At 46.0% G+C, this 13,477-nt stretch carries 11 protein-coding genes and 2 tRNA genes; 10 read left to right on the top strand and 3 right to left on the bottom strand.

What is annotated here, in order from left to right:
* Nucleotides 1–90 precede the first annotated feature (90 nt).
* Nucleotides 91–1,092, bottom strand: coding sequence for a sulfate ABC transporter substrate-binding protein (locus tag F941_RS15475; protein WP_005013231.1), 1,002 nt, complete (start codon nt 1,090–1,092; stop codon nt 91–93).
* A 385-nt stretch (nt 1,093–1,477) separates the two neighbouring features.
* On the opposite strand from F941_RS15475, the gene F941_RS15480 reads away from it, so the two are divergent.
* The 5 genes from F941_RS15480 to F941_RS15500 all read left to right on the top strand — a co-directional run bounded on the left by F941_RS15480 (nt 1,478) and on the right by F941_RS15500 (nt 4,164).
* Nucleotides 1,478–1,777, top strand: a complete 300-nt coding sequence (locus F941_RS15480) for a hypothetical protein (protein WP_005013233.1) — start codon at nt 1,478–1,480, stop codon at nt 1,775–1,777.
* A gap of 129 nt (nt 1,778–1,906) precedes the next feature.
* Nucleotides 1,907–3,415: a glutamate--tRNA ligase gene (gene gltX / locus F941_RS15485; protein WP_005013234.1), complete on the top strand. Its 1,509-nt coding sequence runs from the start codon at nt 1,907–1,909 to the stop codon at nt 3,413–3,415.
* A 57-nt stretch (nt 3,416–3,472) separates the two neighbouring features.
* Nucleotides 3,473–3,548 (top strand) — tRNA-Ala (locus F941_RS15490).
* A gap of 31 nt (nt 3,549–3,579) precedes the next feature.
* Nucleotides 3,580–3,655 (top strand) — tRNA-Glu (locus tag F941_RS15495).
* Between the two features lie 167 nt (nt 3,656–3,822).
* Complete coding sequence (locus F941_RS15500; RefSeq protein WP_005013235.1) at nt 3,823–4,164, top strand: zinc-ribbon domain-containing protein; 342 nt, start codon at nt 3,823–3,825, stop codon at nt 4,162–4,164.
* 31 nt (nt 4,165–4,195) lie between these two features.
* Here the strand turns inward: F941_RS15500 and F941_RS15505 are convergent, their stop codons facing one another.
* Nucleotides 4,196–5,146: a cation diffusion facilitator family transporter gene (locus F941_RS15505; protein ID WP_005013236.1), complete on the bottom strand. Its 951-nt coding sequence runs from the start codon at nt 5,144–5,146 to the stop codon at nt 4,196–4,198.
* Between the two features lie 573 nt (nt 5,147–5,719).
* Between F941_RS15505 and F941_RS15510 the strand changes: the two genes are divergently transcribed.
* A complete protein-coding gene (locus F941_RS15510) occupies nt 5,720–6,133 on the top strand; it encodes a tetratricopeptide repeat protein (protein ID WP_005013237.1) in 414 nt (137 codons plus the stop codon).
* Nucleotides 6,134–6,191: 58 nt separating this feature from the next.
* On the opposite strand, the gene ettA is transcribed toward F941_RS15510, so the two are convergent.
* A complete protein-coding gene (ettA, locus tag F941_RS15515; protein ID WP_004691537.1) occupies nt 6,192–7,853 on the bottom strand; it encodes an energy-dependent translational throttle protein EttA in 1,662 nt (553 codons plus the stop codon).
* Nucleotides 7,854–8,184: 331 nt separating this feature from the next.
* On the opposite strand from ettA, the gene F941_RS15520 reads away from it, so the two are divergent.
* The 4 genes from F941_RS15520 to F941_RS15535 all read left to right on the top strand — a co-directional run bounded on the left by F941_RS15520 (nt 8,185) and on the right by F941_RS15535 (nt 13,460).
* The gene (locus F941_RS15520; protein ID WP_005013239.1) at nt 8,185–9,462 is read left to right on the top strand and encodes an O-acetylhomoserine aminocarboxypropyltransferase/cysteine synthase family protein; all 1,278 of its coding nucleotides are present in this window, start codon (nt 8,185–8,187) and stop codon (nt 9,460–9,462) included.
* A gap of 586 nt (nt 9,463–10,048) precedes the next feature.
* On the top strand, nt 10,049–10,936 hold the full coding sequence (locus F941_RS15525; RefSeq protein WP_005013241.1) for an SDR family NAD(P)-dependent oxidoreductase: 888 nt from the start codon (nt 10,049–10,051) through the stop codon (nt 10,934–10,936).
* Between the two features lie 219 nt (nt 10,937–11,155).
* A complete protein-coding gene (hisIE, locus tag F941_RS15530) occupies nt 11,156–11,938 on the top strand; it encodes a bifunctional phosphoribosyl-AMP cyclohydrolase/phosphoribosyl-ATP diphosphatase HisIE (RefSeq protein WP_005013250.1) in 783 nt (260 codons plus the stop codon).
* Between the two features lie 19 nt (nt 11,939–11,957).
* A complete protein-coding gene (locus F941_RS15535; protein ID WP_018572855.1) occupies nt 11,958–13,460 on the top strand; it encodes a UvrD-helicase domain-containing protein in 1,503 nt (500 codons plus the stop codon).
* The last annotated feature ends 17 nt before the right edge of the window (nt 13,461–13,477 follow it).

A 13,477-nucleotide genomic window follows, 5' to 3' on the forward strand; every position in this document is an offset into this window, starting at 1 on the left:
CATCATATATACCATTTTATTCTTTAGATATAAAAAAAATGGATAACCAAGGCTATCCATTTTTTAACTTTTATTTTAAGTGTGAATGCCTTAATTCTTCTCACTGTAAATTTGATCAAAAACCGCGCCATTCACAAAATGGGTTTGCTGCGCTTTGGCCCAGCCGCCAAAGACTTTATCAATGGTAAACGTCTTTACTTTCGGGAATTGGGCTGCATATTTCGCTGCCGCTTTGCTGTCGCGCGGGCGGAAATAATGCTTCGCTGCCAGCTCCTGCCCACGAGGGGAGTAAAGATAATTTAAATAGCCTTTGGCCAAATTGCGGTTGCCATTTTTATCGACTGTTTTATCCACAATCGCGACAGACGGTTCCGCCAAAATTGAAACAGAGGGATAAACCACATCAAACTTATCCTTGCCTAAGCCTTGAGTCGCCAGCAGCGCTTCATTTTCCCAAGACAGCAGCACATCGCCAATGCCGCGTTCAGCAAAAGTCGTCAGCGAGCCGCGTGCGCCTGAATCCAGTACTTTGACATTGCCGTAGAGCTTTCGTACCAGCTCTTTGGCCTTGGCATCATTGCCGCCCGGCTGTTTCAGTGCGTAGCCCCATGCAGACAGGTAAATCCAGCGCGGCGCCCCGCCTGTTTTCGGATTTGGCGTGATGATTTCAACGCCCTGCCTAGTCAAGTCATTCCAATCTTTAATCTGTTTGGGATTACCTTTGCGCACCAGAAATACAATGGTTGAAGTATATGGCGCAGAGTTATTGGGGAATTCTTTTTGCCAGTTTTTATCAATCTGCCCCGTATTTACAATTTCATCAATATCATTGGCCAGGGCCAAGGTCACGACGTCTGCCTGCAGGCCTGTCGCTACAGCGCGCGCCTGCTTACCGGAACCGCCATGCGACTGCTTGAAATTCACCTCTTGACCGGTGCGCTTTTTCCAGTAGGCGCCAAATTCCTGATTATATTCTTGGTAAAATTCACGGGTCGGATCATAAGACACGTTCAAAAAATCTTTGGCCGCATACACTTGCGCGCCCGCGCCTGCTAAAAAAGCCAAAACTCCCGCCGCGATTATTTTTTTCATGCCATTTGCTCATTTATTTGATTAAATGCACTATATAAATAAAAAATAATACGAACAATCAGCTGTTTATATTATTAAATCACTTTTATTTCTGTTTAAAATATATCCAAAATACTGCTGTTATTTGCGCTTTTTTTGCTAAATCAGTCGCGGTCAGGCTTTTTCTCCACGTTATCTCCATAGTTGTTTGTTACAAATACAGACAGGCAAGGATAAACCTCACCAATTTGGTATCTTTACAGCGAAGATTATTTGTCTTTTTGTAAAAAAGCGACTCTACTCTGCTTTTCAGTGCTAAAGATGGTTAAATCGCAGTACTGCGGTACTAATATTAAGAAAAGCCAATTACAATGGTTCCTAGATCAGCTCATGGGGGAAGTTTAAAATGAGATCACCTTTAATTCACGCTTTATGCCTAAGCTTAGGACTGACATTAGCCGTTCAGGCTGGACATGCCGCTGCCATCAGCAAAACGGCAAACAGCAAAGCGCCCATTCCGGCTGAAAAAAAATCGCCTATTGAAAAAGCGCTGAATCAGCAGAAAGCAGAAGGCAAACAGCAGTCCGATGACAATTTAAAAGTTTTAACTGCGCTTAAATCAGCGCCGACACAAAATTTCTTTGCTTCTCAAAACCAAAGCTTTACCCGCTTTGTACAGTCGCTGTTCCTGCAAAACAACTCTTGATGAATTGACGGCTTCCCCCCAATTTGAAGCCTGAATATCAGCCTAATCACGGAATGTTGAATTTAACATTAAGTGATTAGGCTTTTTCGCTATAATAGCCCTAATTTACATTCTGAATAATATCCAGTTATGACAGTCCGCACCCGTATTGCACCTTCTCCTACCGGTTTTCCGCACGTAGGTACAGCTTATATCGCCTTATTCAACCTGTGTTTTGCGAAACAGCATGGCGGCGAGTTTATTCTTCGCATTGAAGATACCGACCAGCTGCGCTCAACGCCAGAATCTGAAAAAATGATTTTGGATTCATTGCGCTGGTTAGGCTTAAACTGGTCTGAAGGTCCAGATATCGGCGGCCCGCATGCACCCTACCGTCAATCTGAGCGCATGGGCATTTATAAGCAATATGCATTGGAACTAGTTGAAAAGGGTCATGCCTTCTACTGTTTTGCAACAGCGGAAGAGTTAGACCAAATGCGTGCGGAACAGCAGGCGCGCGGTGAAACACCTCGCTACGATGGCCGCGGCTTATTGCTGTCAGAAGAAGAAGTTGCACGCCGCCTGGCTGCGGGTGAAGCGCATGTGATCCGCATGAAAGTGCCGACTGAAGGCATTTGTCAATTTGATGACTTATTGCGCGGCGAAGTGGAGATTCCATGGGCGCAAGTGGATATGCAGATTCTGCTGAAAACCGACGGCTTGCCAACTTATCATTTGGCAAACGTGGTCGATGACCATTTAATGGAAATTACGCATGTGATCCGCGGTGAAGAATGGATTCCCTCTGCGCCGAAACATCAGCTGCTGTACAAATACTTCGGCTGGGACATGCCTGTGCTCTGCCACATGCCGCTGCTCCGCAACCCAGACAAATCGAAGCTGTCTAAGCGCAAAAATCCAACATCAATCAACTACTACAAAGACATTGGCGTACTGCCAGAAGCCTTGCTGAACTATTTAGGCCGTATGGGCTGGTCTATGCCGGATGAAAGTGAAAAATTCACTTTGGCGGAAATGATTGAACATTTTGACATCAAGCGCGTATCACTCGGCGGTCCAATTTTTGATGTTGAAAAACTCAACTGGCTGAATGGCCAATGGATTAAAGGCTTAACCCCTGCCGAACTGCTGAATACCCTGCTGGCTTGGAAATCTGACCGCCAAACGCTGGAAGAAATCGCTGCTGCGATTCAGCCACGTATCAACTTATTGTCTGAAGCTGTTAACTGGGCTGGATTCTATTTCAATCAGTTCCCTACGCTAAGCAAAGAACAGTTTGAAAGCAAGAAACTGTCTGAAGAGCAAGTCCGTCAAAGCCTGCAGTTCGCGATTTGGCGCCTTGAAAGCCTGTTTACGTGGAATAATGATACGGTAAGCCAAACTTTAATGGACTTAGCAAGTCAAATGGAGATTAAACTCCGTGACTTTATGCCAACATTCTTTATTGCTATTGCCGGTTCAACATCATCAACGCCAGTCATGCAGTCTATGGTCACCATTGGCCCTGACTTGACCTTTGCCCGCCTGCGCCATGCCCTTGAAATTGTCGGCGGTCCGAGCAAAAAAGAAGCAAAAGCATGGGAAAAACTCAATGAAAGCTTAAAATTGCCGAAAAATGATGCAGTTGATGAATCTTAATTGATTTTTTAGTTGACGCGTGAGTGTTATATCCATAATATAGCGCTCACACAGACTGGGGTCATAGCTCAGTTGGTAGAGCGCTACAATGGCATTGTAGAGGTCAGGAGTTCGATCCTCCTTGACTCCACCAAACAACCGTTTTACCTGTGTACGCCTCACTTGTCCCTATCGTCTAGAGGCCTAGGACATCGCCCTTTCACGGCGGTAACCGGGGTTCGAATCCCCGTAGGGACGCCATATTCAAGATGGCGACATCTTAATAAAAAACCCAAGCATTGCGACTTGGGTTTTTTATTGCCTGCTGTTTAACAGCGCCCAGCCAGCCAAAGTGTTTTAATCAGGTGTTTTTGCATTCTTCGCCATTCTGATTAAAATAGACGATACATTAAAATTATGGAGTTGCAATGCAATACCGCTGCCCAAAATGTCAGAGCCCTAAAATCATGCCTGTTGCACAAGCAGGCGAGCCAGCAGCGCGTCCTGTGGTGCCTAAAAGCTTAGTCTTTTTAATTCCGGCTATTTTTGTATTGCTGCTTCTGGTCATTATCAGCATTGCCATGTGGCTTTTTGGCGATGGCGCCGGCACCATTTTACAGGCAGCGACCGTTGCTGTATTTATTATCTGCGCGATTGCCGGTTTCTTATTTTACCGCGATTTGCCTGATTTTAAAATTTCCATGCAGGCATTCATGCAGTCGCAAAAGAAATGGAAATGCCGCGAATGCAATCACGAATGGGAAAGCTGATCACAGCTTCCCCTAAAAGCCGCATTACAGCTTAATGCTGATGCGGCTCTGCATGCTGCTGTTCATCATGCATTGCGGCTGGCTCGTCATACTGATGCCCATGCGCCGCACAGACATCATCTTCAATCTGCAGCGTTATTTCTGTAATGCCGTGTTCATGGCTCAACAGCTCCAAAGCGTCGCGGTATAATGCATTGCGGTCTGCACACGGCGCCAGCAAATGCACCGTCAAATGCACATTTTTAGAGGTAATGGCCCAGACTTTCAGCTGGTGGATGCTCTCCACTCCTTTTAAGCTCAATAAATCCTTGCGAAGCTGTTCAATATCAATTTCTTCAGGCACGCCTTCCAGCAAAATATTGACGCTTTGCTTCAGCAAAATCCATGTCCGCGGCAGCACCCAAAAACCGATGAGCACCGCAATAACGCTATCCACCCACATCCAGCCGGTGAAATAAATCACTGCCGCGCCAATAATGACGCCAATTGAACCCAAAGCATCGCTCAGCACCTCCAAATACGCCCCTTTCACATTCAGGCTGTCTTTCGAGCTGGAAAACAAAATCCGCATGGATATTAAATTAATGGCCAGCCCGATCACCGCGACAATCATCATGCCCATGCTTTGAATTTCAGGCGGGTGGCTGAAACGCTGATAAGCTTCAAATAAGATGTAAATGGCAACCATAAACAGCATTGATGCATTAAACAGCGCCGCTAAAATTTCAAAACGCTGATAGCCAAAAGTGCGCTTATTATCCGCAGGCAGCTTTCCGATCTTAATGGCCGCCAGTGCAATCGCCAGCGCGGCGGCATCGGTAAACATATGCGCCGCATCCGACAGCAGCGCCAAGCTTTGCGTCATAAAACCGGCAATCACTTCTATGACTAAAAAAATAGAAGTCAAAATAAGTGCAAAAGTTAACTTTTTGGCATTTCCTTCGGCAACGGCCGCATGTGAATGGTCATGATCATGGCTCATTATTGTCAACTTTATTCGCAGATAATTAACTATAAGATTAACAAGAGCTGAATAAGTAATAACATTACACTCAGGCAACTATTTGCAGGATTTATACAAATTCAATTTTTAATGAAGCCGTCAATTCGAATTTTAATTTCGCCGAATCTCAGATAAAAAATTGACTTAAATAAGAGCAAGAGCGGAACCCGCAGTTGAGTTAGCGCGTAAGGCACACAACTCAGGCCCTCATATTCGACGGCGCCCCAATGATGGAAACACCGGATTCAGCAGGTTTGGGGTTAATTACAAAACAAGAACATACAGTATTTTTAAAAATTAACTGATATCTAAATGAGTTCAAACTGTTAAGTTTTTGAAGAAATACCCGTGATGGCAACTAAGCATCAGAATTTACAGAATATTAAGTGATAAAAAAAACTGCGCAGTCACTTACTTAGTCTATTTATTCATGTTAAATTTCAACCAGTACAGTTATAAATTTCAACAAAAAGTAACGTGATATATAACTTTACGCATTATAAATTAAACAACAGCTAGCCAGAAAATGTAACATTTATAAAGGAGTTCAGCATGATCAAATACGTTATAAAAATGATCAGTTCTGCTTTGTTACACTCTTCAAATGAAGAAATGCAAGGAATGCATTCACTGATTTTGGAAGCCAACAAGAATTATGTTCAAGGTGAGTATTTTGAACATCTCGCCATTCAACACCATCAAGAATTTTTATTGCATCATGCCGACAGTCAAACTGACCCCTCTAACATTGACTGCCGCAATGCAATTTGGAGTTTTTTAAATGCCGCCTTAAGAGGGCATAAAGAAGCTCAATATAAATTAGGAATTTGCTATCTCAATGGAGAATTAGGCTTAGAACGGAATTTCAGTCTTGCCGAATTATGGCTGAAAAAAGCAGCCGATCAAGGATACGCCCCTGCGAATAATGCGCTTATCCATGCATACGAAAAAATCGTATTCAGCTGAATCCTGCGCAACAAAAAACCAGCCCGAAGGCTGGTTTTTTGTTGAATTAACGGAAGGATTAACCGCCAATTTTCTTGTATTTGGTCCGTTTTTGAACCGCAGCATCACCTAAACGCGCTAAACGATAGGCTTCATACTCAGCATAGTTGCCTTCGTAGAATTCAGGCTGTTCGTTCTCAAACGACAAGATGTGCGTTGCAATACGGTCAAGGAACCAACGGTCATGCGACACCACCATTACCGTACCTGGGAATACAAGAATTGCATCCTCAAGCGCACGCAAGGTTTCGATATCCAAGTCGTTCGATGGCTCATCCAGCAAGATCACGTTTGCGCCCATTTGCAGGATTTTCGCCAGCTGCAAACGGTTACGCTCACCGCCTGACAACTCGCCTACACGCTTCTGCTGGTCTTGACCTTTAAAGTTAAAGCGGCCGATATAAGCACGCGATGCAATTTCATAATCGCCAATTCTTAAGATATCCAAACCGCCAGAAACTTCTTCCCAAACAGTTTTGTTGTTATCTAAGGTGTCACGAATCTGACCCACATACGCTACTTTAACCGATTCACCCAACGTCACCGTACCTGTGTCTGGCTGTTGTTCACCAGTCATCATACGGAACAGTGTGGTTTTACCCGCACCGTTTGGACCCACGATACCCACAATTGCTGTAGGCGGTACGGTAAAGCTCAGGTTTTCGTACAGTACGCGGCCATCAAATGATTTGCTGATGCCTTCAACTTCTACGACTTTATTGCCTAGACGTGGGCCAGGTGGAATATAGATTTCAGAAGTTTCGTTACGCTGTTGGAATTCGCGTGAGTTAAGCTCTTCAAAACGCTCCATACGCGCTTTGTTTTTCTTTTGCTGACCTTTGGCATTTGAACGAACCCATTCAAGTTCTTTCTTCAATGCTTTAGCAAAAGACTCTTCTTGCTTGTTCTCTTGTTCTAGACGCGCATTCTTCTGCTCTAACCAAGAAGAATAGTTGCCTTGATATGGAATACCCATACCGCGGTCAAGCTCAAGAATCCATTCTGCTACGTTATCCAAGAAATAACGGTCGTGCGTAATCGCCACAATCGTGCCGGCAAAGTCTTTCAAGAAACGCTCTAACCAAGACACAGATTCTGCATCCAAGTGGTTCGTCGGTTCGTCTAGAAGCAACATGTCTGGCTTAGATAAAAGCAAACGGCACAATGCAACACGGCGGCGTTCACCACCTGAAAGTAGTGTGACATCCGCATCCCAAGCTGGCAGGTTCAAGGCAGCTGCAGCTTGATCCATTTGGTTGCTCAGATTATGCGCATCCCATGAATGGATAATCGCTTCAAGTTTTTCCTGCTCTTTTGCCAGTGCATCAAAGTCTGCATCTTCTGCTGCATATTCAGCAAATACTTCGTCCAAACGCGCCAAAGCATCCAATGGTTCACGCAAACCATCTTCTACGTTGCCACGGACATCTTTATTTGGATCCAGCGGCGGCTCTTGCTCTAGGTAACCGATTTTGATACCCGGCTGCGCACGCGCTTCACCAGAGAAATCTTTGTCTACGCCCGCCATAATACGAAGCAAGGTCGATTTACCTGCACCGTTTAAACCAAGTACACCAATTTTTGCACCCGGGAAAAATGACAAAGAGATGTCTTTTAAGATTTCGCGCTTCGGCGGAACCATCTTAGACACTCGGTTCATCGTATAAATATATTGGGCCACGCAGGACTCCTCAATAGAAAACCAGATTGGGGGACAGCAAAAAGCGCCCCCTGCTCAAATGAGCGAAAAAATAATCGGCACATTATACGATAAAAGCGCTGAAAACATAAGAAATGCCGAACAACTTCCATAGTTTGTTACAACTAAAGGTGTGTTTATTTTTTAAACGCGCTATTGCACACTTAAATCCATTGGATTTAATGCATTTTAAAATCACATATATGAATAAAACAGATTTTCTTTCCTATAATGTTCACTTTTACTCATATTCAAAAATGATAGACTGATTAAATAACCGACTTAATAAATAACCCACTTAGATGACGCAATCATGACTTATAAAGATGAAACTTTAGCAATTCACGCAGGATACAGCCCAGAAGCCACCACTAAAGCTGTAGCCGTGCCCATTTATCAAACCACGTCTTATGCCTTTGACGATACTCAGCATGGCGCTGATTTATTTGATTTAAAAGTTCAGGGAAATATTTACACCCGCATCATGAACCCGACCACTGCGGTGCTGGAACAGCGTTTGGCCGCGCTCGAAGGCGGAATTGGGGCACTTGCTTTAGCTTCGGGCATGGCGGCCATTACTTATGCCATCCAAACCATTACCGAAGCAGGCGACAACATTGCATCAGTATCCACCTTGTATGGCGGCAGCTATAACCTGTTTGCCCATACCCTGCCGAAACAAGGCATTGAAGTCCGCTTCTTTGATTATCAAGACCCTGAAGCCCTGCGCGGTTTAATTGATGAAAAAACCAAGCTGGTCTTTGTTGAATCGATTGGCAACCCATTGGGCAACATCATTGACCTCGAAGCGATTGCCAAAATCGCGCATGAATATGGCGTGCCTGTGGTGGTCGATAATACCGTCGCCACCCCTGCGCTGCTGAAGCCCTTTGAATACGGGGCTGATATTGTGGTGCATTCACTGACCAAATATATTGGCGGGCATGGCAACTCGATTGGCGGCGCCATTGTCGACAGCGGCAAATTCCCTTGGGGCAAATATCCTGAGCGCTTTAAAGTGCTGAATACGCCAGACCCAAGCTATCACGGCGTGAACTATGTCGAAGCTCTAGGCGAAGCAGCTTATATCGCGCGTGCCCGCGTGGTGCCATTACGCAATACCGGCGCGGCCATTAGCCCTTTAAGCGTGTTTTTGATTCTGCAAGGCTTAGAAACCCTGAACCTGCGTATGGAGCGTCATACTGAAAATGCACAGAAAGTCGCGGAATATTTACAAGCCCATCCCAAAGTGAAATGGGTCAACTATGCCGGGCTGAAAGATCACCCGCAGCATGGCTTGGCGCAAAAGTACGTTAAAGGGAAGCCTTCCGCGATTTTATCCTTTGGGGTAGAAGATGGCCGTGAAGGCGGCACCCGCTTTATTGATGCTCTGCAACTCTTCACCCGTCTGGTCAATATTGGCGATGCCAAAAGCCTAGCCTGCCACCCTGCCACCACCACACACCGCCAGCTGAATGAAGCGGAATTAAAGTCTGCTGGAGTAAGCATTGATATGGTGCGCCTGTCGGTAGGCATTGAACATATTGACGATTTAATTGCAGACCTAGAGCAGGCCTTGTCCAAAGTTTAATCCCCGAAAGGGCCGCACCCTTAATCTTAAAAGTGCGGCTCTTTTTATGCAGAGTTTAAAAAAAAGCAGCCTGCATTCATCCCCCGCCGCCAGTACTTTAGATGCTGCAAAATACACACTCAGTTTTGTCAGTTCCTGTCCTGCATCATGACGGAAGAGACGAACGGGTTATGAAAGGACACCGTATCGGGTTTAAAAGCGCGCATGATTTTCAATAAACGCCCACTCAATGACTTTTACTCAAAATCAAAAAACAGTGGCAAAATTGAATAAAAAGGCATTTTTCAGAGTTATTTCAGCACGCCTTTCTTGCTGAAAATCATTTAAAAAATCATCGGCATAACGAATTCTAAAAAAGGCTTTTCTTTCCTTTTTTTATGTGGTAAAAATCCACTAACAGTGCAGATAAAAATAGAGTTTTTACTCTAAATTTATTTTTAAATTCAATAAGTTAATTTATAGCTTTTCAAGTTAAATACGCTATCATAGCCGCATGGAATACTGCTGACTTCATAAAGAAGCAAGTGCAGTCAGGCAATAAAAACAAATGCACTGAATCACATTTATTCAAATAAGGGAACTAAGCGTGAAACAAAGATTAGAAAAACTCTTTCAAGAAAAAGTGAATGGAAAAACTGTCCTCATTACTGGCGCATCAAGCGGCATCGGCCTAACTGCGGCCCACCGCTTAGCGGATGCCGGCGCACATGTTCTGCTGGTCGCCCGCACCAAAGAAACATTGGACGAAGTTAAAGCCGAGATTGAAGCCAAAGGCGGTCAAGCCTCTGTGTTCCCATGCGATTTGAACGACATGGACTCCATTGATGAGGTTTCTAAGCAGATTCTGGCATCTGTTGATCATATTGATATCCTCATCAATAATGCGGGCCGCTCTATCCGCCGTGCAGTCCATGAATCCACTGACCGTTTTCATGACTTTGAACGCACCATGCAGCTGAATTATTTCGGCGCCATCCGCCTGGTCATGAATATCCTGCCGCAAATGATGATCCGCCGCGAAGGCCATATCATCAATATCAGCTCGATTGGCGTTTTGGCGAATGCGACACGCTTCTCCGCTTATGTCGCCTCTAAAGCGGCTCTGGATGCATTCAGCCGCTGCCTTTCTGCCGAAGTGCATTCGCATAAAATTGCCATTACGTCTATTTATATGCCGCTGGTGCGCACGCCAATGATCGCGCCGACGAAAATCTATAAATACGTGCCGACACTGTCTCCTGAACAGGCTTCAGATTTAATCGCCTACGCCATTGTGAAGCGTCCGAAGAAAGTGGCGACCAATTTAGGCCGTTTAGCGTCAATCACCTATTCTATTGCGCCAGACATCAACAATAAATTAATGTCTATTGGCTATAACTTATTCCCAAGCTCATCCGCATCTGTGGGCAAACAGGAAAAGCTGAATTTTGTGCAGAAAGCCTATGCCCGCTTATTCCCAGGCGAACACTGGTAAGCCGCTTTTGATTTAAGCATCACGGATTTTTTAAATAAGCCCAGCCTTGGGCTTATTTTTTTATGGGCTGCCCAGCAAACGCAGCAAACCGACAAACAGCAGCCGCCTTTCGAAAATTGCTTAAGTTTTAGTTCCTCTATTCAAGCCGGATGCCGTACACTATGCCTTGCAGCTGAAACTGCAATTTATTTATTTGAACAAAATTTGGGTGTAATCCACATGAACAATCTGCAATGGCTCGATGAAGTAAAATTTAACGAACAAGGCTTAGTGCCTGCTATTGCACAGCATCATCAAACTGGCCGTATTTTGATGGTGGCGTGGATGAACCGTGAAGCTTTAGCGCTGACCGCAGAAAAAAATCAAGCGGTGTATTTTTCGCGTTCACGTCAAAAACTTTGGCACAAAGGTGAAGAGTCCGGCCATTTTCAAACCGTGCATGAAATCCGCCTAGACTGCGACGCAGATGTGATTGTGCTGCAGATTGAACAGCACGGCGGCATTGCCTGCCATACTGGCCGGGAATCTTGCTTCTACCGCAAGTTGACTGTAAGCGGCTGGGAAACAGTCGATGCGCAGCTGAAAGACCCGAGCCAAATTTACGGTGAAAAGTCTGCAAACCCGCACACGCTGGCAATGAATGCCTCAAATGCCCAGTCTGAACAAGTCGAAGTTCTAAACTACCTTGGGCAGATGATGGCGGAACGCAAACAAGCAGATCCGGACTCCTCTTATGTGGCGAAGCTGTATCACAAAGGCCTGAACAAGATCTTAGAAAAAATCGGCGAAGAAGGCGTTGAAACGATTATTGCAGCGAAAGATTTTAAATCTGAGGCCAATGAAGACAACAAAAACGACCTGATCTACGAAGTGGCAGATTTATGGTTCCATACCATTGTCATGCTGGGCTACTTTGACCTTGAACCGCAATTGGTGCTGAACGAACTGGCGCGCCGCCAAGGCTTGTCAGGCTTGGTTGAAAAAGCCAGCCGCTCTCACTGAAACGTTACGGCATCCTCCATTGACTGATCAGAAAAAACCGAGCGCGACCTATGAGCAGGCCACTGCCATTGATAACGCTCGCCTGGGCAAATCCTTTAAAGTCATTGCCTATGCCGGCACAGGAAAAACCACCACCCTGCAAATGATCAGTGATGCCATGCCGCAGCGCCGCGGCATGTATCTGGCCTTCAACAAAGCGATTGCCAGCGAAGCGCAGCAGAAATTTCATGGCAACGTCGACTGCCGCACCTTTCACTCCTTGGCTTACCGAAGCGTTCCACGTGGAGTCACTGACAAGCTGCGCCTGCCGCGTTTAAGCCCCAGCTTTATGGCCAAAGAATACCGCTTAACGCCGATTACGCTGCGCCGCATGATGGGCGGGCGCTATGAACAGTATGTGCTGATGCCCTCCCGCTTAGCCAGCCTAGTGGCCAATGCGGTCAGCTATTTCTGCTCGACCAATTCGCAATACCCTGCCCCGCGCCATCTGCAGGCGCCAAGCTGGCTTCATCCTGACGACATTAGCGCCTTGCAGACACATTTATACCCCGCTATTGAACGGCGCTGGCTGGAGTCTATAGACCCGCGTCATGAAGCAGGCATCAGCCATGACATTTACCTGAAACTCTGGGCATTGTCCGAGCCGAATATTCCCGCCGATTATGTGCTGTTTGATGAAGCGCAGGATGCTGATCCACTGATGCTTGGCATCCTGCTGAAGCAGCGCAGCACGCAAGTCATTTATGTCGGCGATGCGCATCAGCAGATTTATGCCTGGCGCGGCGCTGTCAATGCCATGCAGCAGCTGCCTTTGCCGGAATCCCGCCTGACAACCTCATTCCGTTTTGGTGAAGAAATCGCCCTGAATGCCAATGCTATTTTAGGCGCTCTCAATGAAACAGTGCCGCTGCTGGGCAACCCGCTGATGAACTCAAAAGTCGTCAATAAGCCGCATACCAAACAGCGCGATGCGATTTTATGCCGCACCAATGCCCGCGCCATGGAACTGCTGCTGGCCGGCCTGGTGCACGGTGAAAAAGTCAGCCTGCAGGCTGACCATGCCAAGCTCAACCGTTTTGTCGATGCCGCCTCTATGCTGAAACAGGGCAAGCGCGTGACCGATGTGCCTGAACTGGCATGGTTCAATTCATGGCATGACGTGCATGAATACTGTGAAACCAATGATGGCAGCGACATCAAGCCGCTGGTGAAACTGGTAGATGATCACGGCACCGACCCTTTAAAACGCGCGCTGGCCAAAATCACTCCCATTGATCAGGCGGATTACATTATCTCAACGGCGCACAAAGCCAAAGGCTTGGAATGGGAACGCGTGCATATTGAAGATGACTATCAATTCAGGCTGAACGAGAAAGACTATAAAATTAGTGACGAAGAGTTACGATTGCTGTACGTGGCCTGCACACGTGCTAAAGTAAGTTTAAACATTCACCATATTTATGACCTGATGCAGATGCTCAAGCGAGAGATGCCGCAGTCATTGCGCCGTGCGGTAAGCTAAGCATTCCAGAGAACCCC

The sequence above is a fragment of the Acinetobacter bouvetii DSM 14964 = CIP 107468 genome (assembly GCF_000368865.1).
Taxonomy (GTDB): domain Bacteria; phylum Pseudomonadota; class Gammaproteobacteria; order Pseudomonadales; family Moraxellaceae; genus Acinetobacter; species Acinetobacter bouvetii.